The 26,325-nt window shown below is 70.2% G+C and carries 27 protein-coding genes; 13 read left to right on the top strand and 14 right to left on the bottom strand.

Features of this window, described 5'->3' with window-relative positions; translation table 11 throughout:
- Positions 1 to 118 precede the first annotated feature (118 nt).
- The 3 genes from NKT36_RS13745 to NKT36_RS13735 form a co-directional block, all read right to left on the bottom strand.
- Positions 119 to 940, bottom strand: a complete 822-nt coding sequence (locus NKT36_RS13745) for a nucleotidyltransferase domain-containing protein (RefSeq protein ID WP_327051623.1) — start codon at positions 938 to 940, stop codon at positions 119 to 121.
- 511 nt (positions 941 to 1,451) lie between these two features.
- Positions 1,452 to 1,997 (bottom strand): NUDIX domain-containing protein, encoded by a 546-nt coding sequence (locus NKT36_RS13740; protein ID WP_327051622.1) that lies wholly within the window; start codon positions 1,995 to 1,997, stop codon positions 1,452 to 1,454.
- Between the two features lie 233 nt (positions 1,998 to 2,230).
- A complete protein-coding gene (locus NKT36_RS13735; protein ID WP_327051621.1) occupies positions 2,231 to 2,395 on the bottom strand; it encodes a hypothetical protein in 165 nt (54 codons plus the stop codon).
- 162 nt (positions 2,396 to 2,557) lie between these two features.
- On the opposite strand from NKT36_RS13735, the gene NKT36_RS13730 reads away from it, so the two are divergent.
- Complete coding sequence (locus tag NKT36_RS13730) at positions 2,558 to 4,018, top strand: PQQ-binding-like beta-propeller repeat protein (RefSeq protein ID WP_327051620.1); 1,461 nt, start codon at positions 2,558 to 2,560, stop codon at positions 4,016 to 4,018.
- 63 nt (positions 4,019 to 4,081) lie between these two features.
- On the opposite strand, the gene NKT36_RS13725 is transcribed toward NKT36_RS13730, so the two are convergent.
- Positions 4,082 to 5,107 (bottom strand): phosphate uptake regulator PhoU, encoded by a 1,026-nt coding sequence (locus tag NKT36_RS13725; RefSeq protein WP_327051619.1) that lies wholly within the window; start codon positions 5,105 to 5,107, stop codon positions 4,082 to 4,084.
- A gap of 167 nt (positions 5,108 to 5,274) precedes the next feature.
- Between NKT36_RS13725 and NKT36_RS13720 the strand changes: the two genes are divergently transcribed.
- Positions 5,275 to 6,147, top strand: a complete 873-nt coding sequence (locus NKT36_RS13720; protein WP_327051618.1) for a helix-turn-helix domain-containing protein — start codon at positions 5,275 to 5,277, stop codon at positions 6,145 to 6,147.
- Positions 6,148 to 6,263: 116 nt separating this feature from the next.
- Here the strand turns inward: NKT36_RS13720 and NKT36_RS13715 are convergent, their stop codons facing one another.
- Genes NKT36_RS13715 through NKT36_RS13695 form a run of 5 tightly spaced genes read right to left on the bottom strand, consistent with a single transcriptional unit; the run spans position 6,264 to position 11,025 of the window.
- Complete coding sequence (locus NKT36_RS13715) at positions 6,264 to 7,451, bottom strand: MFS transporter (protein ID WP_327051617.1); 1,188 nt, start codon at positions 7,449 to 7,451, stop codon at positions 6,264 to 6,266.
- 18 nt (positions 7,452 to 7,469) lie between these two features.
- Complete coding sequence (locus tag NKT36_RS13710) at positions 7,470 to 8,108, bottom strand: DapH/DapD/GlmU-related protein (RefSeq protein WP_327051616.1); 639 nt, start codon at positions 8,106 to 8,108, stop codon at positions 7,470 to 7,472.
- Complete coding sequence (gene phnE / locus NKT36_RS13705; protein ID WP_327051615.1) at positions 8,109 to 9,149, bottom strand: phosphonate ABC transporter, permease protein PhnE; 1,041 nt, start codon at positions 9,147 to 9,149, stop codon at positions 8,109 to 8,111.
- Positions 9,146 to 9,964 carry a phosphonate ABC transporter ATP-binding protein gene (locus NKT36_RS13700; protein WP_327051614.1) on the bottom strand — a complete coding sequence of 273 codons (819 nt, stop codon included), beginning with the start codon at positions 9,962 to 9,964 and terminating at the stop codon, positions 9,146 to 9,148. Before NKT36_RS13700 ends, phnE begins: the two co-directional genes overlap by 4 nt.
- Positions 9,965 to 9,990: 26 nt before the next feature.
- Entirely contained in the window at positions 9,991 to 11,025 is a 1,035-nt protein-coding gene (locus NKT36_RS13695) for a PhnD/SsuA/transferrin family substrate-binding protein (protein WP_327051613.1), read from the bottom strand.
- A 276-nt stretch (positions 11,026 to 11,301) separates the two neighbouring features.
- On the opposite strand from NKT36_RS13695, the gene phnG reads away from it, so the two are divergent.
- From phnG to NKT36_RS13655, 8 genes are read left to right on the top strand one after another with little or no spacing between them, the layout of a single operon-like run.
- Positions 11,302 to 11,745 carry a phosphonate C-P lyase system protein PhnG gene (phnG, locus tag NKT36_RS13690; RefSeq protein ID WP_327051612.1) on the top strand — a complete coding sequence of 148 codons (444 nt, stop codon included), beginning with the start codon at positions 11,302 to 11,304 and terminating at the stop codon, positions 11,743 to 11,745.
- Positions 11,742 to 12,353: a phosphonate C-P lyase system protein PhnH gene (gene phnH, locus NKT36_RS13685; RefSeq protein WP_327051611.1), complete on the top strand. Its 612-nt coding sequence runs from the start codon at positions 11,742 to 11,744 to the stop codon at positions 12,351 to 12,353. The genes phnG and phnH overlap by 4 nt, the downstream gene beginning before the upstream one ends.
- On the top strand, positions 12,354 to 13,469 hold the full coding sequence (locus NKT36_RS13680; protein ID WP_327051610.1) for a carbon-phosphorus lyase complex subunit PhnI: 1,116 nt from the start codon (positions 12,354 to 12,356) through the stop codon (positions 13,467 to 13,469).
- A complete protein-coding gene (locus tag NKT36_RS13675; protein ID WP_327051609.1) occupies positions 13,462 to 14,685 on the top strand; it encodes an alpha-D-ribose 1-methylphosphonate 5-phosphate C-P-lyase PhnJ in 1,224 nt (407 codons plus the stop codon). The genes NKT36_RS13680 and NKT36_RS13675 overlap by 8 nt, the downstream gene beginning before the upstream one ends.
- A complete protein-coding gene (locus NKT36_RS13670; protein ID WP_327051608.1) occupies positions 14,682 to 15,509 on the top strand; it encodes an ATP-binding cassette domain-containing protein in 828 nt (275 codons plus the stop codon). The genes NKT36_RS13675 and NKT36_RS13670 overlap by 4 nt, the downstream gene beginning before the upstream one ends.
- Positions 15,506 to 16,354 (top strand): phosphonate C-P lyase system protein PhnL, encoded by an 849-nt coding sequence (locus NKT36_RS13665; RefSeq protein ID WP_327051607.1) that lies wholly within the window; start codon positions 15,506 to 15,508, stop codon positions 16,352 to 16,354. The genes NKT36_RS13670 and NKT36_RS13665 overlap by 4 nt, the downstream gene beginning before the upstream one ends.
- The gene (locus NKT36_RS13660; protein ID WP_327051606.1) at positions 16,351 to 17,532 is read left to right on the top strand and encodes an alpha-D-ribose 1-methylphosphonate 5-triphosphate diphosphatase; all 1,182 of its coding nucleotides are present in this window, start codon (positions 16,351 to 16,353) and stop codon (positions 17,530 to 17,532) included. The genes NKT36_RS13665 and NKT36_RS13660 overlap by 4 nt, the downstream gene beginning before the upstream one ends.
- Positions 17,529 to 18,329, top strand: a complete 801-nt coding sequence (locus NKT36_RS13655) for a sugar phosphate isomerase/epimerase family protein (RefSeq protein ID WP_327051605.1) — start codon at positions 17,529 to 17,531, stop codon at positions 18,327 to 18,329. The genes NKT36_RS13660 and NKT36_RS13655 overlap by 4 nt, the downstream gene beginning before the upstream one ends.
- Before the next feature lie 169 nt (positions 18,330 to 18,498).
- Here the strand turns inward: NKT36_RS13655 and NKT36_RS13650 are convergent, their stop codons facing one another.
- On the bottom strand, positions 18,499 to 19,788 hold the full coding sequence (locus tag NKT36_RS13650) for a TIGR00341 family protein (protein WP_327051604.1): 1,290 nt from the start codon (positions 19,786 to 19,788) through the stop codon (positions 18,499 to 18,501).
- A 134-nt stretch (positions 19,789 to 19,922) separates the two neighbouring features.
- Positions 19,923 to 20,231, bottom strand: coding sequence for a hypothetical protein (locus tag NKT36_RS13645; protein WP_327051603.1), 309 nt, complete (start codon positions 20,229 to 20,231; stop codon positions 19,923 to 19,925).
- Between the two features lie 151 nt (positions 20,232 to 20,382).
- Here NKT36_RS13645 and NKT36_RS13640 point away from each other — a divergent pair, with 151 nt between their 5' ends.
- Genes NKT36_RS13640 through thiD form a run of 3 tightly spaced genes read left to right on the top strand, consistent with a single transcriptional unit; the run spans position 20,383 to position 23,849 of the window.
- A complete protein-coding gene (locus NKT36_RS13640) occupies positions 20,383 to 21,414 on the top strand; it encodes an AIR synthase family protein (RefSeq protein WP_327051602.1) in 1,032 nt (343 codons plus the stop codon).
- 51 nt (positions 21,415 to 21,465) lie between these two features.
- The gene (locus NKT36_RS13635) at positions 21,466 to 22,485 is read left to right on the top strand and encodes an AIR synthase family protein (protein ID WP_327051601.1); all 1,020 of its coding nucleotides are present in this window, start codon (positions 21,466 to 21,468) and stop codon (positions 22,483 to 22,485) included.
- On the top strand, positions 22,482 to 23,849 hold the full coding sequence (gene thiD / locus NKT36_RS13630; RefSeq protein ID WP_327051600.1) for a bifunctional hydroxymethylpyrimidine kinase/phosphomethylpyrimidine kinase: 1,368 nt from the start codon (positions 22,482 to 22,484) through the stop codon (positions 23,847 to 23,849). The genes NKT36_RS13635 and thiD overlap by 4 nt, the downstream gene beginning before the upstream one ends.
- 39 nt (positions 23,850 to 23,888) lie before the next feature.
- On the opposite strand, the gene NKT36_RS13625 is transcribed toward thiD, so the two are convergent.
- From NKT36_RS13625 to NKT36_RS13615, 3 genes are all read right to left on the bottom strand, one after another.
- Positions 23,889 to 24,335, bottom strand: coding sequence for a hypothetical protein (locus NKT36_RS13625; RefSeq protein WP_327051599.1), 447 nt, complete (start codon positions 24,333 to 24,335; stop codon positions 23,889 to 23,891).
- 92 nt (positions 24,336 to 24,427) lie between these two features.
- Positions 24,428 to 24,772, bottom strand: coding sequence for a four-helix bundle copper-binding protein (locus tag NKT36_RS13620; RefSeq protein WP_327051598.1), 345 nt, complete (start codon positions 24,770 to 24,772; stop codon positions 24,428 to 24,430).
- Between the two features lie 51 nt (positions 24,773 to 24,823).
- Positions 24,824 to 26,047 (bottom strand): NHL repeat-containing protein, encoded by a 1,224-nt coding sequence (locus NKT36_RS13615; protein ID WP_327051597.1) that lies wholly within the window; start codon positions 26,045 to 26,047, stop codon positions 24,824 to 24,826.
- Between the last annotated feature and the right edge of the window lie 278 nt (positions 26,048 to 26,325).

Below are 26,325 nucleotides of genomic sequence, written 5' to 3'. Positions count from 1 at the left end.
CGCTTGCCGTTGACCACCCGTTCGTCGGAGTCCCAGTCTGTACCGCCGACGGGAGGGGACCACCGCCGGGACGCGAACCGCCGCCCGACCGGCGATTGCCCACGGCGTCGGCCAGCCCTCAGTTCCGCACCTTGCGCATCCAGTCGTCGATGGCCTCGCGGTAGCCGGACTTGTCCGGTTCCGGCAGCGGGTCGATCGCGTTGAACTGCTGGAGGATGGCCTCCCGCACCCGTTGTTCGAGCGCGTCGGGGACCGACGACTCGTCGACCTCGCGCTTGTGCGTGATGAGGTCGTCGACGAGGGCCGGGTCGCCACCGTCGACGGCCGCGGCGAGTTCGCGGACATCCGCCGCGACGTCCTCCTCGTGGAGGACGTACTGTGCGCCGAGGAGGCCGCGGTAGACGTAGAGGAAGGTCTTGGGCGCCGGGTCGTACCCCTGCGCCTTCTCCGGGTCGAGATGTTTGTAGTAGTTCGACTTCGCCATCCCGAGGTAGGCGTGGGGGACGTTCATCGGGAGGTGGTCGCGGACGAGTTCCTGCAGGGCGTCCATCTCCAGCGGGATCCCGTTCATCACGGTCGGGGCCTCGAAGACCAGTTCGACGACGTTGTAGTTGGCCTTGGCCAGCAGCGACCCGAACTTCCGGAGTTCGTAGCTGCGGAGGTCGACGTCGGCGTACTGCTCGAAGCCCGCCGTCGTCCCGTCCATGTTGACCGTCACCTCCTCGGCCGGCGTCCGCAGGTAGGCGTACTCCTCCGCCGGGACGAGGTGGACGCCGCGGACGTCGATGTCGCTGCCGGGACTGTCGAACCCGTAGACGTGACTTCCCGTGACGGCGTAGAACCGCGGCTGGCGGCGCGTTCCCTCCCGGGCCACTGCGTCTTCGACGAACGCCCGTATCTCCTCGGCGCTGTACGCCAGATCGAGGTCGGCGACTGTCATCTCCCGTAGCTGGGTGGTGCAGGATAGTATGCGTGACGGACGTGTCGGCGGGGTTCACAACGGTGTCCGGGAGGCGCTCGTCGCGCTGGAGAACGGTCTAGTAGCCTCCCGCGTCGTCGAAGCACCGGCCGCAGCGGTCCTCGTCGGTTCCGCCAGGCGTCTCGGTCGTCGCGACGGACGTGACGTGCCGTGGAGCGACGTGCCGCAGGGCTCCACAGGCTGCTTCGGTACCGGTCGTGTCCGGTCTGGTCTTGTGAACCGTTCCGGTCCGTTCGTTGAGTAGGTGTTTCATCGGCCCCGTGACCTCCCCAGCACGACGTACCGTGTTCACAGTAGTCAATGTTCTTGCCGGCCCGGGTCGCGTCGGTAGCGTCCAGCAGGCGACGCTCGCGGTCCACCCTCGCGGTCCGGCGGCGGCACGCTCGGTGTGGCGACGCCGAGACGGGCGCGGCAGCGGTCGGCGACGACGCGGGACCGGGCGCAGTCACTCCGCCGCCGACGAGACCGCCTGTCAGTCGAAGAACAGGCGGGTTCCGGGCGCTTCCTCCGCGTCGGCCGGTAGCTCGTCGAACCATCCGACCGCCGCCGGGGCGTCCTCCGCGGCGTCGACGGGCAGGTCGTCCAGGTCCGGGGCGTCGCTCGCGGGTGACGCACTGAAGACCACGAAGTCGCGGGTCGCCGTCCGGTCACCGTCCGCCAGTCGAGCCTCGAAGTGCCACGCCGCTTCGACCGCGTGGAGGGCGACGGGGAGGCCGACCACCTCCTCGACCGCCCGTCGCGCGGCGTCGGCGTAGTCCTCGTCGCGGGCGACTTCCTCGACGGGTAGTTTCCACTCGCAGTCCTCGGTCAGTCGGCGCAACAGGACCGCACCGTCGTCGTTCGTGACGCCCACCACCGCCAGGTCGTCGAGGTCGTCCACGACGTCGAGCGTTCCCTCGTCGACGACGTCCTCGTCGTCGTGAACCGGAACGTCGTCGCGTTCGCGCAGCGTTTCGGCGTCGGTGATCGGTTCCACGGAAGCGGTCTGGGTCGTCTCGTCTGACTGCTGTGTTGTCATGGTTCGGGGATGGATGCTGTCGTGGATGGTCGAAGAGCCGTTCGTCGAACGTCGGTTCGGGCGCGCGCAGGTCGCGGGTATGAACCGTCGGAGTCCGGCGGTGCGAACGCCGATACTATCGTTACGGGAACTGAAAGAAGAAACCACCGATTTTATTCCGCATTACGTCCAACCTAATAATTCGGCGGGAGGAGTGATAAATGTTCGGGTGGTGATGGGTCGGCCGCCGTGGGCTACGACTCCATCCGTTCCGTGATGACCGTCGGAACGATGACGCCGACACCGATGAGGATCGCCCACCGGACCCACGCAGCGTCGGTGAACCGGCCGGAAACCAGCCAGAGCACTGCGCCGAGGAACGCGAACAGGACCGTGATCTGCAGTTCGCGAGATATCACGCGTCGAACGTGTCCGCCGTGCCTCCTGTAGCTTCCGGTCACGGGCGACGGCCCTCCGCAGACGCCGACGCAGTCCCGGCGGAGGGACGACGCATCGCAAGGGTACAGCGTCCGTTTGAGTCTGGGGGAGGTATTAGTCAGGCCAGGTGCAATCGACGCAGCATGACGGAGCCCTCCGACTCCCCGCTGCACGGATCGCGGGATTCCCGAGGACGGAACGAACGAGCGGTCGACGACGGAGCGAACGGACGCGGAACGAACGGACGTGGAGCGTCCGCTCGCGAGTGCGGTCGCCGACGATTCCTCGTCGCGGCCGGCGTCGGCACCGCGACGAGCGTGCTCGCGGGATGCCTCTCGCAAGCACCTGGCGACGAGGACGAGACCACGACGACCGACGACGGCGCGGGGACGACGACCGAACGGGACGCCGGTTCCGCGACCGCGTGGCCGCTGTTCGGACACGACGCCCGGAACTCCGGACACGCCCCCGACGCGACCGGCCCGGCGTCGGACGCGGCGGTCGAGTGGCGGTTCGACGGGGAGACGCCGACGATGAACAGTTCGCCGGCGGTCGTCGACGGCACCGTCTACGTGCCGGGGAGCGGCGACCCCGGGTACGTCCACGCCGTCGACGCCGAGACCGGCGAAGCAAAGTGGCGCTTCGAACCGGACGGGTACGCGTCGTCGGCCCCTGCGGTGGTCGACGGCACCGTCTACTTCGGGACGTGGGGCAGGAAGTTCTACGCCCTGGACGCAGCAACGGGCGACCCGGTCTGGACGACCGACGTCGGCCACCGGTTCGGCTCGTCGTCGCCGGTCGTCGACGACGGCGTCGTCTACGTCGGCACCGTCGGCGACGGGCCGCTGGTGGCGAGCGGCGACGACGACGAGCAGTTCGAGTCCTGCGCGGTGCTCGCGCTGGACGCGGCATCCGGCGATGAACGGTGGCGCTACGACGACTTCGGCGAGAAGGAGAACGTCGAAGCCTCGCCGGCGCTCGCCGATAGCCGCGTCTACGTCGGCAGCGAGAGCGAACTGTGCGCGCTCGACGCCGCCACCGGCGACGTCGCGTGGCAGCGAACCGACGTCCAGACGAACGCGGACGTGTCGCCGGCCGTCGTCGACGGCGTGGTCTACTACGGCGCGCCGAACACGGCGGACGACGGACCGCCCGCGAACCTGTACGCGTTCGACGCGGCGACGGGCGACACCCGCTGGACGACCGGGATCGACGACGTCAGCCTGCGGACCTCGCCGGCCATCGCGGACGGCACCGTCTACGTCGCCGCGTCGTCGACGCGCACCTGCATCCTCGAATCCGACGACTGTTCTGGAACGACCCGCGGCCGGGTGTACGCCGTCGACGCAGCGACCGGCGAGCGCCAGTGGATGGCACCGATAGAGACGGACACCCGCTCGTCGCCGGCGGTCGTCGGCGACCGCGTCTACGTCGGCTGTAACGACGGCGTCTCCGCGGTGACGACCGACGGGGAGTCCGCCTGGCGGGTCGACTTCGAGGGCGACCGCGAGGACGGCCCGTACGTCAAGTCGTCGCCCGCCGTGGCGGATGGCCGCCTCTTCGTCGGCGCGTCCGACGGCCGCCTCCGTGCCATCTCGGAGTAACATCGCCGGAGAGCGAATCTGCAGACGTCGCTGGAGGAAGGTGGACGTCCCCCGCCGTCGCGTTCACTGCGCGGCGACGGACTCCTCTTCGGTCTGAACGGCTCGCTGGAAGCCAATATCCGCGATGTTGCGGCCGTAGGCGGCCGTCCGGCGCACGCTGTCGAGCAGGAGGCCGACGACGTAGGCGCCGGCAGCGTCCTCGCGGTCGTAGAGTTCCCGGTCGAGTTCCTCGACAGTCGCTTGGAGTTCGGTCGCGTCCTCCAGGATGTCGTATCCCGTCCGTGCGTCGACGTCCGAGAGCACGACGTCGCCGGCGCGTTCGACGATGCGCCGCGACCGGTCCGCGAGGCGGTCGAACTCCTCGGTGTCGATGTCCGCGAGGTCGTCGGTGCGCTGGACGACGAGGCGGGCGACCTTCGCGGCGTGGTCGCCGACGCGCTCGAACTGCCGGGCGGCGTGGTACTGCTCGAACAGCTTCGACCGGGTGGTGTCGAGCTGTTCGACGGTCTGGAGGTCCGCCAGGGCGCGCTGGAACTGTCGGGTGACGAGGTGGAACAGCTTGTCGGCCTCGTCGTCGCGGGCGACGACTTGCCGGGCCAGGGCGGGGTCGTTCCCCGTGACTGCGCGGACCGCGTCGCGGTGCATCGAGAGCACGACGAGCTTCAGGCGCAGGACGCTCTTGCGGATGGAGACGCTCGCGGGGTCCATGATGTTCCGGAAGACGAGTTTCCTGTCGGTCGTCTCCAGTATCTCCAGTCCGCTCAGCTTCGTCGTCAGGTCCATCGCGGCCTCGACGCGTTCGTCAGCGTGCCCGTTGCGGTCCTCCAGAACGATTTCGTCGACGCCGACGAGGTACATCGACCGTGCGACCTCGATCACCATCTCGGTGTCGTAGGTCGACACGTCGATTCGCGCCGTCCGGTCGTCGCTCCCTTCGCGGGGCCCCGCCTCGATGAGCAGCGTGCCGTCGTCGTCGGGATGGAGGTACAGGACCGAGCCGCTGGAGATGTCCTGCTCCGTCGCCCACCCCTTCGGTAACGAGACCGTGAACGTGGTGCCGCCGGACAGCTGCACCTTGCGCGTCTCCATAGTCGGTTCGACGACTCTGGTGTCGAACCTTAGCCGTTGATATGAGGCCTTACGCCCGATATTGAGCGCTATCGAGTGATACGTCCCCATCCCGAGAGCGGAGTCCGGACCGGTCCGGACTGTACGGTGGGAACCGCTTTGGTCGTCCCGCCGGGGCGTCTCGACGAATGCGCTGGAGTCAACCCCACACGGTGCCGGAGACGGGACGCGAGGCGACGCTCGCCCGCGTCATCGAGACGATCGACCGGCGAGCGCCGGAGACCAAGGCGGAACTGGCCGACGACCTCGGGCTCTCGGAACACTACCTCTCGGAGCTCCTCCAGGAACTGAAGGGCGAGGGCGTCATCCGGAAGGGGTACGTCGTCGACGAGGCGGCCGTGTTCGAGCGCGCGCCGACCGTCTCGGAACTGCACCGCGACGACGCGGACGACGACGCCATCGAACGCCTCCTCGACCAGCTCCGCCGCCTCGAATCGGTGACGACGGACCAGTACCGCGCCGCTCGTGCCCGCTTCGCCGGCGAGGAACCGGACCAGGCGGCGGACGAACTCGAACCGCTGGCGAACGAGCGGTGTCTCGTCGTCCTCCAGGAGCTGAAGTCGATGACGCTGACGACGGACTGGCCGGGGAACCGGGTCGCTTCGGACCTCGGCATCGTGGCGAAGAACTTCGAGATAGTCGGCGACCGCACCTGCTACATCGCCGACGTCGCGGCGAAGATGGAGACGGACGGCGTCGGTATCGTCCACGACCACGTCCTCGACATCTTCGACGGCGGACTCGCCATCAACGACCACGTCGTCGCCGTGCTCTTCGACGCCGACGTCGACCGGATGGACCGCCTGTACGCCGAGGAGGACGAGGTCCACCGGATGCTCGACGAACTGTTCGAACTCGTCACCGCCTACGAACCGGAGATGTACGGTCACCTCGCGACGATGACCCGTGCGCTCGAACGGACCATCTACTACTGGGTCAACATCGCGGAACTCACCGCCCGCCTCCACACCGGTCTCACGCCCGAGCACATCCCGGACTGACAGCGTCTCCCGAACCGACCCGCCTCCTCGACTGACTGCGTCGAAGAACGACCACGCCTCGACCCACCACGCCTCCGTGGCGACGGCTGGCTGTCAGACCCCGACGCCACCCCGGATCACCCGCCGTCCTTCCCGAGGTAGTAGACGCCGCCGAGACCGAGGAGCGCTCCGACGCCGAGCGTCGGCATCGCGAGGCCGTATCCGCCAGCGTCGAGCACGACGCCGAACAGGACGGGGGAGACGACGCCCGGGAGCGTCCCGAGGAGAGCCTGCAGCGAGAGGGCCGTACCGAGTCGGTCGTCGTCGACGACGACGGTGATGGCCGTCGACGTCGGGGCGCTGTCCATCGTGAGGACGACGCCGTACCCGACGACGACCGCGGCGAGCACGGCCGCCGACCGCCACGACCGGACGCCGAGGACGACCGCTCCCGCACCGCTGAGCGCGAGGCCGAGGCCGATGACGCGCCGGCGACCGACGCGGTCGCTCAACCAGCCGCCGGAGAGGTTGCCGACGCCGCCCGCCGCGGTGACAGCGCCGGCGAGGAGGCCGGCGGTCGCCGCCGGCGTCGCCGTCGACCCGATCGCGACAGTCGAGACGAGGAACGCCGGTAGCCAGTTCCGGACACCGTACAGCTCCCAGTTGTGCGCGCCGTAGACGCCGACGCCAGCGAGGAAGGACCCGTTCCGCAGCACGGAGAGGTCGAAGCCCCGCCGACGGTTGGTCGTCCGCGTCGCGTCCCGGCCGAACAGGTACATCGTCGGCGCCGCGAGCAGCGCGAGCGCGCTCGTCACGAGCAGGCCGGCGCGCCAGCCGAACTCCGTCGCGACGACCGACGTGAGGACGAACGAGAGCCCGCTGCCGAGCGAGAAGGTCCCAACGTATACGCCCATCGCCCGGCCCCGGATCGCCGCGTCGAACCACTCGCTGACGAACCGCATCCCGGGGACGTAGACGCCAGCCATCCCCACGCCGGCGACGAACCGCAGCAGGCCGCCGGCGAGGAAGCCGTCGGCGAGCGCCCCGAAGGCCACGCTCGCGGTCGCGGCGACCGCCGCGCCGACGGCGACGACGACGCGCGACGAGTGCCTGTCGGCGACCATCCCCAGCGGGACGACGCCGACGAGGTAGCCCGCCTGGAACGCGCCGAAGAGCAGGCCCGCCCGGACGCCGGTCAACCCCCACGCGTCGACGACGGCCGGGAGCACGGCCGAGTAGTTGAACCAGATGAGCGTCGAGAGCAGCAGCGTCGCGCTGGCGACGGCCAGCATCCGGACGTTCCGGCGACGTGTGACGGTCGTCATCGAGAGGGAGGCGGATGCTTACGCCGGCGCGTACTCGTCGAGGAACGTCTCCATGTCGCGGAACGCCTCGATGCGGTCGGCCAGCGTCTCGTGGTCCCAGTCCCACCACGCGGTCGCCCGCACGCGGCGGGCCGTCTCCTCGTCGAAGCGCCGGCCGATGGGTTCGGCCGGGACGCCGGCGACGATGGCGTAGGGGTCGACGTCGCGCGTGACGACCGCGCCCGCTGCGACGACGGCGCCGTCGCCGACGGTGACGCCGGGGAGGACCGTCGCGCCGTGCCCGACCCAGACGTCGTGGCCGAGTTCGACCGGCTGGTCGGCGCGCCACTCGAACACCGACTCGTCGGCCTCGCCCATCCCGTACCGCGCCGCACGGTACGTGAAGTGGTGGGCCGTCGGACGCTCGATGGGGTGGTTCGTCGGGCCGAGGCGGGCGTGGGAGGCGACGTTGCCGAACTTCCCGACGGTCGCGTAGTCGAGCTGGACGCGCTCCATCAGGTACGTGTAGTCGCCGATTGCGGACTCGTGCATCCGCGTCTCGCGGTGGACCTCCGTCCACGCCCCGAGTTCGCTCTCGGTGATGGACACCGGGTCGTGGAGCGTGGGTTCGGGGCCCAGGTCGGTCACCCGATCCGGTCCGTGCGATTCGACGTACATCTATCGACTCCGCCGACCGAGCGTCGACGCGATGATCTTCTTCGGGGCGTCGACGAACGCGCTCAGGACGCCGGACTGCTCGACGGTGTCCCCCTCGCGGAGGGACGACCGGATGCGCTGGCTGGCGAGTTCGACCGACCCCGCCAGCAGGAATATCACGATGATACAGGCCATCATGTTGGTGTAGTGGAACGTCTGGCGCTGGATGTACAGTTCCAGCCCCAGGCCGCCACCGCCGATGATACCCAGCCCGATCGCCGCGCGGACGTTGTGTTCGAGGTCGAAGGCGATCCAGGCGATGAACTGCCGGAACACCTGGCTGAGCATCCCGAACGAGACCACCTGCGAGCGGCTCGCGCCCGTCGAGCGGATCCCCTCGATGGGGCCGTCGGCGATCTCCTCGAGTTCGTCGGTGAACAGCCGCCCGAGGTAGCCCGTCGTGTCGATCATGATCGCCAGCGCTGCGGTGAACGGCCCGACGCCGCCTAGCGGGATCAGGATGAGGAACCACACCAGGCCGGGGATGGCCCGGATGAGGCTCATCGTCCCACGGAAGACGAAGTTGAACGGGTAGGGGACGACCCGCTCGCTGGCCATCACGCCGAACAACAGCGCAGCGGGCATGCCCAGCACCGAGCCCGCGAACGCGACCGCCAGCGTGACGAACATCGCGCCCCAGATGATCCGGCCCCCCTCGATCCTGAGGATGAGGTTCTCCTCCAGTATGAACGACCAGTACGCTCCGAGGTCGACGAAGGGGATCCCCAGGAGCTCCCCTGGCGGGAAGTAGTCGTTCTTTCCGTACAGGGCGTCGGTGAACTGCGGAACCTGGTTGTAGAGCATCACCAGGTTGAACTCGATGACGACCAGGCTGAAGTAGAACAGCAGTCCGGTGCCGACCACGCCTGCAAGCGTCCAGAGACGCCGCCTGGTCTTGCGGCGCTTCATGTCCTGGAGCTTCTGCTCGGCAGGACTGTAGCCGATCTCTTCGTACCCGAAGTACTCGCGGAGCCGCGAGCCGCCGGCAGAGTCGGTGCTCACGCCTGGACCCTCCGCTGTCGATCCTCGGCAGTCGAGTCGTCCGCACCGTCGTCCTCGAGCCCGATCGCCGCCTGGTCGTCCATCTCGGCCAGGCCGACCGTCTCGACGTTGCCGTACAGTTCGTCGATCAGTTCGGGCGTCAGCTCGTCCCGGCCGACGTCGAAGAGCAGTTCACCGTCTCGAAGTCCGATGAACCGGTCGCCGAAGTGGGCGGCGATGTTGACCTGGTGGAGACTCACGAGTGCCGTCACGTCGTGTTCGATCGCGGCCTTCCGGAGGTAACCCATCACGGTCTCGGCGCTGGCGGGGTCGAGACTCGCGACCGGTTCGTCGGCCAGCAGGAGCCGCGGCTCCTGCACGAGCGCGCGTGCGATGCCGACGCGCTGTTGCTGGCCGCCGGACATCTGGCTGACCCGCTGGTGGGCTTCGTCCAGCAGTCCGACGGTTTCGAGCGCCTCTAGCGCGCGAAGCTTGTCCTCACGAGATTGCCACTGCATGAGGCTCTCGAGCATCGAGACGCGGTCGAGCGAACCGGTCAGGGCGTTGAGGTACGCCGAGACCCCGTCGACGAGATTGTGCTGCTGGAAGATCATCCCGACGTCCGTCCGCGAGCCCGCGATCTCCCCTCCGTCGAGGTGGATGCCGCCCTCGGTCGGTTCGGTCAGCCCGTTCGCGCACCGCAACAGCGTCGACTTGCCCGCACCGGACTCGCCGAGCAACACCGCGAACTCGTCTTCGATCTCGAACGAGACCTCGTCCAGGGCGGTGACGTCTCCGTACTCTTTGGTCAGATTTTCGACTTTGAGTGTGCTCATGATGAAAAGTCGTAGGGGTCGCCCGGTCAGGCTGCGGGGTCGATGCCGACTTCGTTCATCCGCTTGATGACGGGCTGGTAGGTCTCCATCGAGGTGTCACGCAGCGTGGTGAACGCGAGGTTGTCCTCGTTGTAGTCCTCGGGATAGTACTGTTCGAGTTTCTCCTCGCTGGAGTTGACCAGCACCTCGCCGATCTCCTCTTTCTTCGACGAGTCCCAGCTCTTGCGGGCGTACCACGGCTGCTTCGGGATCGGGAACGACCACCAGATCGGGCGGAGATTCGGCTTCTCCGTGCCGATGTTGCCGAGGAAGGAACTCTTCTCTTTGACCCGCTCGGGGAAGTCCGACTCGTACTTCTCCGCGACGTGGGGGATGCCGTTGCCACCCCAGGTCGTCGCGCCGTCGGCCTTGCCGTTGGCGACGCGCTCGATAGCCTGGTTGTGGTCGGTCCAGCTCCCCTCGAAGTCCCCGGGGTCGCCCTTCGGCGCATCGCCGATGTCGAGCCCGGCCTGCTGGAGCGTGTACAGCGCGAAGATGGACCCGCTGGTGCTGAGGCGGTCCGCAAACGCCCACGTCTTGCCCTCCACGTCCGTTCGCTTCTGGATGTCCGACTCGGGCGGGACGAGCATCAACGAGAAGTAGAACGCCGACCCGTCGGTGACGTTCGTGCCGTAGACGTCCATGAGGTCGGGGTTGGAGATGAGCGTCACGTCGTCCATCCCGATCTCGGCCTGTTCACTCTCCAGGGCCGGCTTGATAGCCGAGTAGTTCTGCGGGACCTTCATCTCGACCTCGACGCCGTCGACCTTGTCGTTGAGCATCTTGACCACCGGCCTGTAGCGCGGTCGGAGATCCCCCGGCGTCCCGGGCGTCAGCAGCATCGTGATCTTCTCCTTGGACCCGCTACTGGTGCCCCCGAGGACGCCCGCACAGCCCGAGAGGCCGGTGACGCCCGCCGTTGCCGCGCCGGCACCGAGGAGGTAGCGCCGTCGACTGACTCCGTTCGTCTGCGTCGTGGATTTGTCGTTCCGTTCGTCCGGGGTTCGACCCTGGTTCGACATACGCGAGGGGAAAGCCGTGGTCCCCGGATAACCGTTATCTGGGTATACTACGGTCAGCCCCGGAAGGGCCGCCTCACCCACCGTCCTACTTCGCGGGCTACATGTTGTCCGGGCGGTCCACCGACCACCGGGGCTGGGCTCGCCACCGATCCACGGCGTCCGTACCCGTCCGGACGCTCGCAGGTCGGGCATTCGTTCGACCCCGCGCCTTCGCAGGGAAAGGAGAGTACCCAGCGAACCATTATGCGGACGCTTCTGACAAAATCGCCCGAAAGCATGGCCGACCCACACGACAGGTCAGACAGGTTCGAGTTGATAGCGGCGTGCGACGGGCACACGCTCGTCGGACTCGCGGAGGACCTGCTGGACGGGGAGACGCCCGTCCGCATCCTCCAGGAGCCGAAACCGCAGCTCCTGATGCAGCAGGTCCGCGAGCCCGTCGAGCGGCGACCGTTCAACCAGGGCGAGGTGCTCGTCACCGCCGCCGAGGTGGAGTTCGACGACGAGCGCGGGTTCGCGATGGTCGCCGGGAAGGCGGAGTCGAAGGCCGTCTCCGGCGCCATCGTCGACGCCGCAGTCGCGGCCGACCACGACGCGTCCGGCCGCATCTGCGAGACGCTCTCCTCGGCGGCGGCGAGTCGCGCGGACGCCCGACGGCGGCAGTGGAACGAAAGTCGGGCGACGACGGTCGAGTTCGAGACGATGGAGGACGAGGAATGAGGGCGCTTTCGGTCGACCCCGTCGCCGACACCCGGGAAACCTTCCGCGCGCTCGTGGACGCGACGAGTCGCCCGGGCGCCGTCGAGCGGACGCCGGTCGCCCCCGCCCACCACGCCGTCGCCGCGACGCTCGTCGACCACGAGGTGACGATACGCGGCGGCGACGAGCGTCTCCGGGCGGCGCTCGACCGGGAGAGCCGGCGCAGCGATGCGGCTTTCGAGGAGGCAGACGTCGTCTTCGTCGACGGCGACACCGACGGTCGCGTCGTCGACGCGAAGCGCGGCAGTCTCAAGGAGCCAAGCGACGGCGCGACCGTCGTCTACCGGGTCGACGACCTCGTCGCGCCCGACGACCTCTCTGCATCCGACGAACCGACCGACTGCGTCGACACCACCGACGAGTCGACCGACGTCCTCGTGCTCTCGCTCTCCGGTCCAGGCGTCCCCGGCAGCCGCCGGGTCGGCGTCCGCGGCCTCCCCGCGGCCGAGGTGGACGCCATCGCCGAGGCGCAGTCGACCTACCCGCGCGGCGTCGACGTCTACCTCACCGCCGCCGATCGCCTCGTCTCGCTGCCGCGGTCGGTCGACGTCGACGTGGAGGTGGCGTAGATGGGCTACGTCGCCGTCAAAGCGGGCGAGGAGGTCGTGCGCCGGGCCGAGGAACTGTTCGAGAAGCGCCGCGTCGAGGGCGACGCCGAGCCGGTGAGCGTCGAGCAGGTCGAGGAGCAGTTCGGCCGCCTCGTCGGGCAGGTGATGAGCGAGGGTGGACTGTACGCCCCGAAGCTGGCGGCGCGGGCCGTCAAGCAGGCGCAGGGCGACGCCGCCGAGGCCGCCTTCCTCCTGCGCGCCTACCGGTCGACGCTCGAACGCTTCGACGAGACGACGCCGGCGGACCCCGACGAGATGTTCGCCACCCGGCGCGTCTCGCCCGCGTACAAGGACGTCCCGGGCGGCCAGATGCTCGGCGCGACGAAGGACTACACCCAGCGGCTCGTCGACTTCGACTTCGACGAGGCCGACCCCACCGAAGGGTGGGACCTCGGCGACGAGGAGCCCGAGTCGCTGCGCAACGTGATGGAGGTGCTCCGCGAGGAGGGCCTCGTCGCCGACCCCGAACCGGTCGACGACGGAGCGCCACACGACGCGACGCGCGACCCGGTGATGTTCCCGGCGGCGCGCGACGCGGTGCTACAGGAACTCGCGCGCGGCGAGACGGGCGCGATGACCGCGCTCGCGTACAGCGCGCTCCGGGGGTACGGCCAGGTCCACCCGACGCTCGGCGAGGTCCGGGTCGGGGAGCTCCCGGTCGCCATCGAACACCCCTACACGGGCGACGACGTCGAAGTGACGAGCGTCGAGGTGACGGAGTCCGAGAGCGTCGTCCCCGTGTACGAGAAGCGCGACGACCCGCAGTTCGCGTTCGGCTACGGCCTCGTCTTCGGCCGCAACGAGCGCAAGGCCGTCGGCATGACCATCCTCGACGCCTCCATCCAGCTCGACGGCGACGAGCCGGCGGAGGACGCCGAGTTCGTCCTCGACACCGTCGACGGCATCGACTCCTTCGGCTTCATCGAACACCTCAAACTCCCCCACTACGTCACGTTCCAGAGCATCCTCGACCGCGTCCGCGCGCTCCGCGAGCGACGGGGGCTCGGCGACCACGCGTCGGACGACGGCGCGACCGAGACGGCGGACGCGGAACCGGCGGTGAGCGACGATGACTGACGAGACGATCACTCCGACCGACGACGAATCGACGCCCACCGACACGGACGGCGAAACGACCCCGGAACGCGACGCCGGCCCGGCCACCGACGGCGGGACGACAGACGTCGACGCCACCGACAGGGCGGCCGCCGTGACCGAACCGGATGCGGTCGACGACCTCCTGCCCGACGCCGACGCCGGACTGGCGGGATACAACTACGCCTACCTCGACGAGCACACCAAGCGCGAGGTCCGCCGGGGCGTCCTGAAGGCCGTCGCGCTGCCGGGCCACCAGGTCCCGTTCGCCTCCCGCGAGATGCCGCTCGCTCGCGGCTGGGGGACCGGCGGCATCCAGGTGTCGCTGTCGCTGCTCGGCCCCGAGGACACGTTCAAGGTCATCGACCAGGGGAGCGACGAGAGCGTCAACGCCGCGAACATCCGCCGACTGGCCGCGACGACGGCCGACGTGGCGACGACGACGGACACGACCGAGGCGTCCGTCGTACAGACGCGCCACCGCATCCCCGAGGAGGTCCTCACCGGGGACCAGATACTCGTCCTGCAGGTGCCGACGACCGACCCGCTGCGACGCGTCGACGGCAGCGACGACGCGAATCGACGACGACACGCGCACAAGAACTACTCGAAGATGTGGGTCGCACTGTACGAGAACGTCGTCGAGTGGGGCGAGATCCAGATCTCCGCGCGCTACCCCGTGATGGTGAACGACCGGTACCTGATGGACCCCTCGCCCATCCCGCGCTGGGACACGACGAAGCTGAACGACGCCGACTCGCTGTTCCTCTTCGCGGCGGGCCGCGAAGCGCGCATCTACGCCGTCCCGCCACACACCGACGTCGAACCGCTCGCGTTCGAGGACCGTTCGTTCCAGGTCGAGCGCTTCGACGGCGAGGCGTGCCACCGCTGTGGCTCGACCGACACCTACCTGACGGAGGTGACCGACGACGACGGCGCCACGCGATACGCCTGCAACGACGCCTCGTTCTGCGAGAAGCGGGTCGACGACCCGGTCCTGCCGAAGGACCACCACTGCGACGCGGACGACGTCGCGTGGGGGCCCGGGACGCCCGACCCGCTCCTGTCGGACGGGGACAGAGGAGCGGTGACCGACGGGAACGCGGGAACGCCGAACCGCGACGACGACGCGACGGACGGCGATGCGACCGCGACCGACGACGGTGGCGCGGCGGTCGACGGAGGTGAGGACGCGTGACCCTGCTCGACGCCGAGAACGTCACGCGGTTCTACGGCGACGCGCCGCCGTGCGGCCGGTGCGTCGACCTGACCGGGCCGGAGCACGGCCGGAACCGCTGTCCGGAGTGCGGCACGGTCGTCGCCTGCGCCGACGTCGACCTCTCCGTCGAACCGGGCGAGGTGCTCGGCGTCGTCGGCGAGTCCGGGTCCGGCAAGTCCAGCCTCGCGGAGATGCTGGCGCTCGACCTTGCGGCCACCGACGGCCGCGTCGAGTTCGACCCGCACGACGGCGACCTGCTGGCCGCGAACTACGAGGAGCGGGTCGACCTCCGCAACGAGCACGTCGGCATGGTCCACCAGCACGTCCGCGACGGCCTGAACCTGGCGTTCACTGGCGGCGGCAACGTCGCCGAGACGCTGCTGGCGGCCGGCCACCGGAACTTCGAGGACGTTCGTTCTCGCGTGCGCGACCTGTTCGAGGAGACCGAGGTTCCGGTCGACCGGATGGACGACCTCACCAACACCTACAGCGGCGGGATGCAGCGCCGGGTCCAGATCGCGAAGGCCATCGCCAACGACCCGGAACTCGTCATCCTCGACGAACCGACGACCGGCCTGGACGTGAGCGTACAGGCGCGCGTCCTCGACATGTTCCGGCGCATCCAGCGCGAGCAGGGGGTGGCGACCATCGTCGTCTCCCACGACCTCGGCGTCGTCCGCCTGCTCGCCGACCGCACCGTCGTGATGCGCCACGGGCGCATCATCGAGACGGGCCTCACCGACCGCGTCATGGAGGACCCGCAGCGCGAATACACGCAGAAACTCATCAACTCCGTCATATGACCATCCTCGAGATAGACGACCTGCGGAAGACGTTCCAGATGCACGTCGTCGGCGGGAAGCGCGTCGTCGGCCTCGACGGCGTCTCCCTCGACGTCGCGGACGGCGAGTTCCTCGCCGTCGTCGGCGAATCCGGCAGCGGCAAGTCGTCGCTGCTGAAGTGCCTGTACCGGACCTACCTGCCGTCCGGCGGCGCGGTGCGGTTCGAGAGTCGCGACGGCACCGTCGACCTCGCGGCCTGCCCGGAGCGCCGCCTGCTCGCGCTCCGCGACGACGAGATCGGCTACGCGTCGCAGTTCCTCGACGAGATCCCGCGCGTCCCCGCGGTCGACGTGGTGGCGCGCCCACTCGTCGAGGACGGCGTCGACCGAGAGGAAGCGCGGGCGACCGCTCGCGACCTCCTGACCGAGCTGAGCCTCCCAGAGGAGCTCCACGACGCCTACCCGGCGACGTTCAGCGGCGGGGAGCGCCAGCGGGTGAACCTCGCGCGCGCCGTCGCACCGCGGCCGCGACTCCTCCTGCTCGACGAACCGACGAGCGCGCTCGACCCGGAGACGAAGACGGCCGCCATCGACCTGCTCGACCGGTACCTCACGGACGAGACCACCGTCGTCGGCGTGTTCCACAACCGGGACGTGGTGGCGCGCGTCGCCGACCGCGTCGCCGTCCTCGACGACGCCGAACTCCAGCGCGTCGTCGACGTGGAGACGTACGCCGCCGAGACCGCTCCGGAGGACGCAGACGGCGCGGAGAAGGGAGGAGATAGGGCGGACGAGGGAGGAGACGGGGCGGACGATGACGACGCGGACGACGTCGACGAGATAGACGACCGGGAGGTGCGCGCATGAGCGAGTCGGCCGAGCGCGCCGGCCAGTCGGCGTCGACCTACGACGCGGTCATCGAAGACGCTCGCGTCGTGACTCCCGACGAGGAGGTCCGCGGGAGCGTCGCGGTGCGCGACGGCGACATCGCCGCCGTCGAGGCGGGCGACGTCGACGCGGACGCCGACACGCGCGTCGACGCCGACGGCCGGGTGCTGATGCCCGGCATCGTCGACCTCCACGGCGACGACATCGAGAGGCAACTCCACCCGCGGAGCAACGCCGACGTGGCGACGCCGATGGCGCTGGCCGCCGCGGATCGCGCGAACGTCGCCGCCGGCATCACGACGAAGTTCCACGCCATCGCGTTCGAGGACTCGCCCGAGGAGAACCGCTCGCCGGAACTCGCCACGGAGCTCGTCGACGCCGTCCGCGCGAACGATTCCCTCATCGCGGACCATCGCATCCACGCCCGCTGCGAGATAACTGACGCCCCCTGCGTCGACGCCGTCGAAGCGGTGCTCGACCGCGGCGCTGCGACGCTCGTCTCGGTGATGAGCCACGTTCCCGGCAAGGGGCAGTTCCGCGACGTCGAGCGCTTCCGGGAGTATTACGAGAACGACGGCGATCACTCCATCGAGGAGGCCGAGCGGCTCATCGAGGAGCGCACGAGCCTCTCGGAGGAGACGCTCTCGGCGCGCGTCGACCGCATCGTCGACGCCGCCGATGACGCCGGCGTCGTCGTCGCCTCGCACGACGACGAGACGCCGGTCGAGGTCGAACGGCTCGCCGACCGCGGCGTCGCCATCAGCGAGTACCCCATCACCATCGAGGCCGCCGAGCGCGCCCGCGACCTGGGCATGACGACCGCGATGGGTGCGCCGAACCTCGTCCGCGGCGGGAGCCAGTGGGGCAACCTCTCGACGGCGGACGCCATCGACGCCGGCGCGGCCGACGCGCTGCTGGCCGACTACCACCCGCCGTCGCTGCTCGCCGCGCCGTTCGTCGACACCGGCGAACCGCTGCCGACGCGCGTCGCCCGGGTGACCGCGGCCCCCGCAGCGGCGGTCGGACTGACCGACCGCGGCCGCATCGAACCGGGCGCGCGGGCCGACCTCGTCCTGGTCGAACCGGAGCCGACGCCGGTCGTCGAGCGCGCGTTCGTCGCGGGTGCGCCGGCCTACCGCGCGGAGGCACCGCGATGACTGCGGCGGGTTCGCGTCTCGGCGCGGCGATGGACCTCCGATTCGACGAGACCGTCGCGGCGTTCGCCGACTACGTCACCGACCGCGGACTGGACCACGTCGAACTCAAGCGCGAGTACCTGCACGCCCATCCTGACGCGCCGACGCCGCAGGAACTCCGCGAACTTCGGCGCGAGTACGACGTCTCGGTCACGCTGCACGCGCCGTTCCGCGACTGGAACCTCGGGAGCTTCAACGACGCCTCGCGCCGGGCGTCGGTCGAACAGGTGAAGCGGACGCTGGACGACGCGGCCGCGGCCGGCGCCGGTGCCGTCGTCGTCCACGGCGGGTCGGTGCCGCGCCGCTACCCCGAGCGCGTCCGCGAGACGGCGCGGCGCAACGCCGTCCGGTCGCTCGGCGAGTGCGCCGACCACGCCGCGCGCGTCGGCGTCCCGCTCTGCCTGGAGAACCAGCCCCGGTCGGCGACGACGGTCCGGCACACGACGACGCCGGACGACCTCGCCGCCACGCTCGACGCGGTCGACGCCGGCCCGGAGTGGCTCCGGGTCACCCTCGACGTCGGCCACGCCCGGGTGAACGGCCACGACTGGCGCGAGTTCGCCGACCGGTTCGGCGACCGCGTCGAGGTCGTCCACCTGCACGACAACGACGGCGAGGCGGATGACCACGACCCGATGCCCGCCTACCGCGAGGTGGTCACGGGGACCGACGCGTCCTACTACGTCTTCGAGATGAAGCGGGTCGTTGACGTGGACGCCTGTGTCGCCGACCAGCCCCCGCAGGAGGTGATGCGCTGAGACTCCGGCCGACCACCCTCCGACGCGCCATCTCCGGGACGGCGGTCAGGCGCGCGCTCGCGTCGCCGGCCGTCACGTCCCGAACCCCCGCTTTCGCGGGGTTCTGCTGACGATGTCCCTTCCCCGCTAGCGGCGTCACCGGACTGTAGTGCCGCGGCGACCGGCGTCGCTACTGGTCTGACCGCTGTTCCTCGACGAATACGACCCTGACGACGGCGTCCTCGCCGGTCGTTACCGCGATCCGTCGTTCGAGCGTCGTCGCGACGTCGGGCGGTTGTTCGTAGCCCGCCGGCCGCCCGACGACGACGTCGACCGACGGCGGCCGGTCGAGCAGCACGTCGCCGGGCGTGTACTCGACCGACGCGCTCACGAAGTCCAGTCGCGCGTACTCTGGCCCCATGATCGTCGCCTCGACCTCGTCGGTGGCGCGCGCGTCGAAGTCCGCCACCTGGAAGGAGGCGAACGTGACGGCGGCGAGGACGACCGAGAGGACGAGGATGGCGACGACGATGCCGACGGCGCGCGAGCGGACCGCTGCCCATGCCCGGTCGGCGGCCTCGGCCTCCGGCGGCCGGTACCCGGCGAGCCAGAACACCAGCAGCGCCGAGAGGTTGATGCCGAGCAGGTTCACGACCACGAGCACGGTCGCGGTGCTGGCGACGGCGAAGTCGAGCCACGCGAGGCCGATGCCCGCGGTCGCGGCGGGCGGGACGAGCGCGACGGCGATGGCGACGCCGACGAGCGCCGACCCGGCGCCGCGGAAGATACTGACGGCGGCGGCGACGCCCGACCCGAGCGCGAGGAACAGCGACAGGAAGTTCGGGCTAGTCCGCTCTGCGATCTGGGAGACCTGCCGGATGGCGAGGTCCGGCGGGACGAGGACCGTCCCCCGGATGAGCGCGGCGAGCAGGGCGGCGACCGCGATGGCCAGCAGCAGGCCGCCCACCTGGAAGATGACGCCGCGGCGGTAGAGGCGCGCATCGTCGACGACGGTGCCGACGCTCGCGGAGATGGCCGGCCCCATCAGCGGGGCGACGACCATCGCGCCGATGATGGTCGCCGCGGAGTCGAGCAGCAGGCCGGTCGTCGCGATGACGGTGCTCAGGACGAGGAACGCAACGTACGTCGAGGTGGCCGGTGCGAGCTCCTCGGCTCGCGCGAGCAGTTCGTCCCGGGAGATTCGCAGGCCGGAGTATCGCTCCTCCAGTCGTTCGATGCGCCGGGAGACGACCGTCTCGGTCGGCAACACGATGGCGTAGGTGTCCTTCTCGACCCCGGCAGCGCGCAGGTTGTCCATGATCGGTTCGACGCCGCTCGGGGGGACGGGGAACGACACGAGCGCCTCGAACTCGCCGCGTCCCGTCTCCTCGACGAGCGCGTAGTCGATGCCTTCGCCGTCGAGCACGGCGAGGACGGAGTCCCGTTCCCCCTCCGGGACCATCACCTGGACGAGTCGCATACCACTGGTTGGATTTCCAACGTGATACGGTGGGCGGTGGTATCGACGACATACACGTGTTAGGACGTCGTTTCTGGAGCGACGTCCGCCAGCCCTGCACGACAGACGCCCTGCGGTCGGCGAGCCGCACCGCCCTACACCACGTCGTCGGGGTCGTGGCGCTCCCGCATGCGCTCGGCCTCGGTGCGGTAGCGCTCGCGCGTTTCCGTGTCGTCGACGACGGTCAGTCGTTCGGGGTCGACCTCGATGGCGGCGGTTACCTCGGGGACGGCGGCGCGGCTGAAGCTGGGGACGGCGCGCTCCTTCTGGAGATAGGACTCGCCGTCCGGCGTCGCGTACCGGATGACGAGGATGTGCGGAGAGTCCTGGGAGAACGTCCGCTCGACCATCCAGACCTGTCGCTTCTCGGCCGACTCGTCGTCGACGACGGCGTCCGAACTCATGTACGAGGATTGGCGGCCGGAAGGAAAAGCCGCCCTGGCGATTCTCGTCTCGTGAAAACGAGCGCGCGCGGTGTTCTCACGCCGAACCGACCGGCCGTCGACAGTCGCCCGAGACCATCACCGCTTAGTACGACCCGGAGATAGCCCGAGTATGGCCGACCTCGGCAAGGTGGACCGGGCGTTCTTCGAGCAGTACATCTACCCCAACCTCGGCGCGGACCGCGACGACGTCGCCCTCGGCCCCCGGCACGGCGTCGACTTCGGCGTCGTCGACCTGGGAACTGGCGGCGACGGAAGCGACACGGTCGTCGCGCTGGCGACCGACCCCCTCTCGCTCACGCCGGAACTGGGCTTCGAGCGGGCCGCGTGGTTCGCCGTCCACGTCGTGCTGAGCGACGTGGCGGTGAGCGGCCTCCCGCCCACCCACCTCGCAGTCGACTTCAACCTCCCGCCCGAGATCACCGACGAGGAGTTCGCCACCGTCTGGGAGACGTTCGACCGCGAGGCGCGGCGGTTCGACGTCAGCGTCGTCACGGGTCACACAGCCCGCTACTCGGGGTGCCAGTACCCCTGGGTCGGCGGCGCGACGACGCTCGCCGTCGGCGACCGCGCCGATCTCGTGCGACCGGACGGCGCCCGACCCGGCGACCGCGTCCTCGCCACCAAGGGGCCGGCGGTGGAGGCGGCCGGGTTCATGGTCACGCTGTTCGAGGACCAGGTCGACCTGCCCGACAAGACCATCGCCACCGCGAAGGAGCGCTTCTACGACATGAGCCCGGTCGAGGACGCGCTGGTCGCCAGTGCGGCGGGCGACGTCTCGGCGATGCACGACGCGACCGAGGGCGGCGTCCACGGTGCGCTCGTCGAGATGGCCCGCGCCGGCGGCGTCCGCTTCGACGTCGAGCGCGACGCGTTCCCGATGCTCCCCGGCGTCGAAGCAGCGTGCGAGTTCTTCGGCATCGACCCCTGGGCGTCGACGAGCGAGGGGACGCTCCTGCTGACCGTGTCGCCGGAGGACGCCGGCGACGTGTTGTCGGCGCTCGACGACGCCGACGTTCCGGCCGCCGACGTCGGCGCGGTGCGCGAGGGCGACGGCGTCTACGTCGACGGCGAGCGCGTCGAACACCCCGAGGTCGACCCCTCCTGGGCCGTGTTCGCCGAGTTCGCGGACCGCCGCGACTGACGGAACAGCACAGCCACCATCGCCAAATACTGGTCGATGGTATCGCAGACCATGAGCGACCTCGGCAAGGTGGACCGGGAGTTCTTCGAGCAGTACATCTACCCCAACCTCGGCGCGGACCGCGACGACGTCGCCCTCGGCCCCCGGCACGGCGTCGACTTCGGCGTCGTCGACCTCGGGAGCGGCCGGGCGCTCGTGCTGGCCTCGGACCCCGTGTTCGTCATGCCGTCGCTGGGCTTCGAGCGGGCCGCGTGGTTCGCCGTCCACATCCTGTTGAGCGACGTGGCGGTGAGTGGCCTCCCGCCCACCCACCTCGCCGTCGACTTCAACCTCCCGCCCGAGATCACCGACGAGGAGTTCGCCACCGTCTGGGAGACGTTCGACCGCGAGGCGCGCGACCTCGGCGTCGCCGTCGCCACCGGCCACACGGCGCGGTACGCGGGCTGTAACTACCCCATGGTCGGCGGGGCGACCGCGCTGGCGGTCGGGGACAGCGCGGACCTCGTCCGCCCGGACGGTGCCCGACCCGGCGACCGCATCGTCGTCACCAAGGGACCGGCCATCGAGACGACGGGGTTGCTGTCCATCCAGTTCGAGGAACTCATGGACCTGCCCGACGAGACGGCCGAGCAGGCCCAGGAACGGTTCTACGACATGAGCCCGGTCGAGGACGCGCTGGTCGCGGCGGCGGCGGGCGACGTCTCGGCGATGCACGACGCGACCGAGGGCGGCGTCCACGGCGCGCTCGTCGAGATGGCCCGCGCCGGCGGCGTCCGCTTCGACCTGGAGCGCGACGCCGTCCCGGTCATGCCCGGCGTCGAAGCAGCGTGCGAGTTCTTCGACGTCGACCCCTGGTCGGCCATCAGCGAGGGGACGCTGCTCGTCACCGTCCCGCCGGAGGACGCCGGCGACGTGCTGTCGGCGCTCGACGACGCCGACGTTCCGGCCGCCGACGTCGGCGCGGTGCGCGAGGGCGACGGCGTCTACGTCGACGGCGAGCGCGTCGAACACCCCGAGCGCGACCCGTTCTGGAGCACCTTCGAGGAGTTCATGGGGAGGCTCGAGGGATGACGCGCACGCCAGCGCCCGTCGAGAAGCCGGTCGCACTCACCGTCGCCGGGAGCGACTCCGGCGGCGGCGCGGGCGTCCAGGCGGACCTGAAGACGATGGAGGCCCACGGCGCGTTCGCCACCAGCGTCGTCACGAGCGTCACCGCCCAGAACACCCGCGGCGTCGAGGGCGCGTTCACGCTCCCCGTCGACGAGGTCGAGGCGCAGTTCGACGCCGTCGCCTCGGACTTCGACGTGCGAGCCGCCAAGACCGGGATGCTCGCGGAGGCGCCGGTCGTCGAGGCCGTCGCCGAGCGTGTCGACGGGCTGGACGCGCCGGTCGTCGTCGACCCCGTCATGGTGGCGACCTCGGGCGACCGCCTGCTCAGCTCCGCCGGCGTCGAGGCGTACGACGACCTGGTCGACGGGGCCGCGCTCGTCACGCCGAACGCCGACGAGGCCGCGGTGCTGACGGACGTCGAGCCGACCGACGAGGAGAGCGCGCGCGAGGCCGGCGAGGCCATCGTCGACGCGGGCGCCGACGCCGCGCTCGTGAAGGGCGGCCACGTCCCCGGCGACGTCGTGCGGGACGTGCTCGTGACGACCGACGGCGCAGAGACCTTCGAGCACCCCCGCGTCGACACCGACGCCACCCACGGCTCGGGCTGTACCCTGGCGAGCGCCGTCGCCGCCCGCCTCGCGCACGGCGACGACGTGCGGGACGCCGTGGCGGCGGGGACGGCGTTCCTGGAGCGGGCGGTCCGCTACCCGCTGGACGTCGGGAAGGGGCCAGGCTCGGTCCACCATCTCGTCGCGCTGCGGGAGCGGGCCGACCGCCAGCCGACGGCGGAGGCCGTCGAGGCCGTCGTGCGGTCGTTCGTCGACCGGGACGTGAGCGCGCTCGTCCCCGAGGTGGGCATGAACGTCGTCGGCGCGACCTCCTACGCCGAGCGCGTCGACGAGACGGCCGCCGTGGAGGGACGCATCACGCGGACCCTGTCGGGCGTCGCGCCGAACCGCGGCGTCCGCTTCGGCGCGTCGAGCCACGTCGCGCGGTTCCTGCTCGCCGCCCGCGAGTTCGACCCCGACCTGCGGTTCGCGGTGAACTGCCGGTTCGACGCCGACGTGGAGGCCGCCCTCGCGGCGCTCGACAGCCCCGTCGCGGCGTTCGACCGCGCCGCCGAACCGGACGACGTCAAGGAGCGCGAGGGGAGCACGATGCAGTGGGGCGCACGGCAGGCGTTCGAGGCCGCCGACGGGACGCCCGCGGCGGTCGTCGACCGCGGCGAGGTCGGCAAGGAGGCCATCGTGAAACTGCTGGCCGCCGACGAGTCGACGCTCCGCGAGCGCACGTTCAAGGTGCTCGACGAACTGGCGACGGGGTGACCCGAGTGACGACCGGGGTGACCCGGGGCCGCCCCGTCGTCACTCGTCGTCGACCCAGTTGTAACAGCGGAACGTCTCGCGGTCGGTCGTGAGCATCTCGACGGGGACGAACCCCCGGCCGCCGCGCGCGCCGACCTTCGGCTGGTCGGGGTCGTCGGCGACGAACATCGGTTTCGCCGGGAGCTCGAACGTGACCGAGAGCACGCCCACCCCGTCCTCGCCGGGGTCGAACGACATCTCGACGTCCGACGCGCCGACGCCGAAGGTGACGTAGCCGTCCGGCGATTCGACGGCGACGTCGTGGCTGCGCAGGCCGCCGGCGAGGTCTTCGAGCCACCCGGCCATCGCCTCGCGGTCGAGTTCGGTCGCGAGGTCGAAACCGCCGTCCTCGTCCACGGAGCCCGACTCGAAGACGAACTCGGGGTACTCCATGTCCTCGGGCGAACCGTGGTCGTCGTGACCGTCGTCGGCCGAGTCGTCTGACATACACCGGACACGAACTCCGGGGTACGTTAGCCTATCGGACCGGTTGCTCGACTCCACGAAGAATGGATGGTATCGGTGACGCTCCCGGCGAATTACGCCATCATCGCGCGACAGGACTCGGCGCACTGCTCGACGACGTCGGCACAGACCTGGCAGTGCTCGTGGTCGTGGCGTCGACACTCCTCGGCGCACTGCTCGCAGACGCCCGCGCAGGTCTCCGCGAGCTGGGTGCTGTAGTTGGAGTCGCGCCCCATGAATCGAGCGTGCATGCTGGCGACGTCGGCGACGTCCCGACAGAGCCGGATGCACTCGGCCATCTCCTCGCCCTCCTCGGCGCACTCGTCGGCGCACCACTCGCAGGCCTGCACTGCCTCGAAGCAGTCGTCGATGCAGTCGTCCATCTGGTCGTCGAGGTGGTCGATCTGGGTGAGTGCCATCACTGGGCGAAGAACGGTTCCCCCTTTTCCAGTTGTGCCTGCGTTCGCAACCTACCCCCGGACGAACAGCCAGCAGCCGGCGAGGAACGGCACCAGCGCGGCGGTGGCGAGCGCGAGGTGCCAGTCCGCGAGCCAGTAGGGGAGCGCGACGACGTGGCGGGCGCTCGCGAGCAGGTAGGCGAACAGGGGCAGTTGCAGGTCGCCACCGTCGACGCTCGCGTTCGCGCCGTCGTACGCTGCTCCCGCAGGGTACTCGCCCGGCGGGCGGTCGGCCTCGTAGGGGACGGTCGGGACGCGCGCACTCCACACGAGCCCGCCCGAGGCGTTCAGTTCGACGACGCGGTTGTTCCGGCTGTCAGTGACGAGCGTGTGCCCGTTCGCCAGGCGGTCGGCGTCCCGCGGCCAGTCGAAGCCGATGCCGCCGGCGTGGTCGGCCGCCCACGCAACCCGCCACTTGCCCCCGCGCTCGTGGAGTTCGACGACGCGGTCGTTCTCGCTGTCCGCGACCAGGACGGCGTCCGGTCCGAGCCACTGCGGGTTGTGCTGGCGGTTCAGCACCGTCGGGTCGCCGCCCTCGTTGACGACGTCGACGACCCCCCGCCCGCGTTCGAGGACGACCAGCTCGTTGGCGTTGCGCACGCTGACCAGGAAACGGTCTTCGCCGATGCGGTCGACGTCGTTGACGTGCAGCCAGTCGGTCGTCGTGGGGTCGGCGGGCGCGTCGTAGCGGGCGCTCGCGTTCCACTGCCACGTGACGCTGCCGTTCGGTGCGAGGGTGAACACCCGCTCGCGGTCCATGTCCGCGACGAGCAGTTCGCCCGAGGGCAGGAACTCGGCGTCGTGGACCTCGCTGTTCTTGCTCGTCCGGACGGGGAACGTCCACTCGTAGACGACCTGGGGTTCCGGTTCCGGATCGACGATGCGGACGCCCGTCCGCGAGCAGGGCGCGTCGTAGGGACCACAGCGGCTGTAGCCGTGTTCGACGAACGTGGTCAGCACGGACCCGTTGGCCAGCGGCGTCACGTCGTGGTAGCTGGCGGCGTTGCCGTACGACCACAGCTCGCTCCCGTCGGGGCCGAGCGCGACGAGGCGACCCTGGGTCGTCGTGGACTGGACGCCGACGACGGTCCGGTCGGAGGCGTTGCCCGCCGGCGCGGTCGATATCGGCGGGGCGAGCGCGGCGCTGACGGCGAGCGAGAGCGCGACGACGAGGACGGCGCCAGCCACCAGCGCCGCGCCGAGGCGTCGCCGGGAGTCGTCGAAACGCGGGGACATACTCACCGTGGGACGCCGGGCGGCGACTAAACGGTGCCGGTGAAAGCGAGTTCTTCGAGGACCTTCAGGTTCTGTGCGGACAGTCGTGCCGCAACTGCTTCTCAGATGACGACCCCGAAAGCCCCTGGCGGCTCCGGTCGATGCGCTCGCTGCGCGCGCTCCCTGCGGTCGCGTGCTTGCTTCGCCCGTCTTCCCGGACCCGCCAGCCCCTTTCAGTCCCACCTCTGCGGTTGGTCGGTCGAGCTACGTCGGCTGGTTGAACGGTGTCTGGCGTGCAC

Source organism: Halomicrococcus gelatinilyticus, assembly GCA_024227995.1.
In the GTDB taxonomy this organism is placed as follows: domain Archaea; phylum Halobacteriota; class Halobacteria; order Halobacteriales; family Haladaptataceae; genus Halomicrococcus; species Halomicrococcus gelatinilyticus.
Note: the sequence above shows the minus strand (reverse complement) of the source record. Positions and strands in the feature narration are given on the sequence as shown.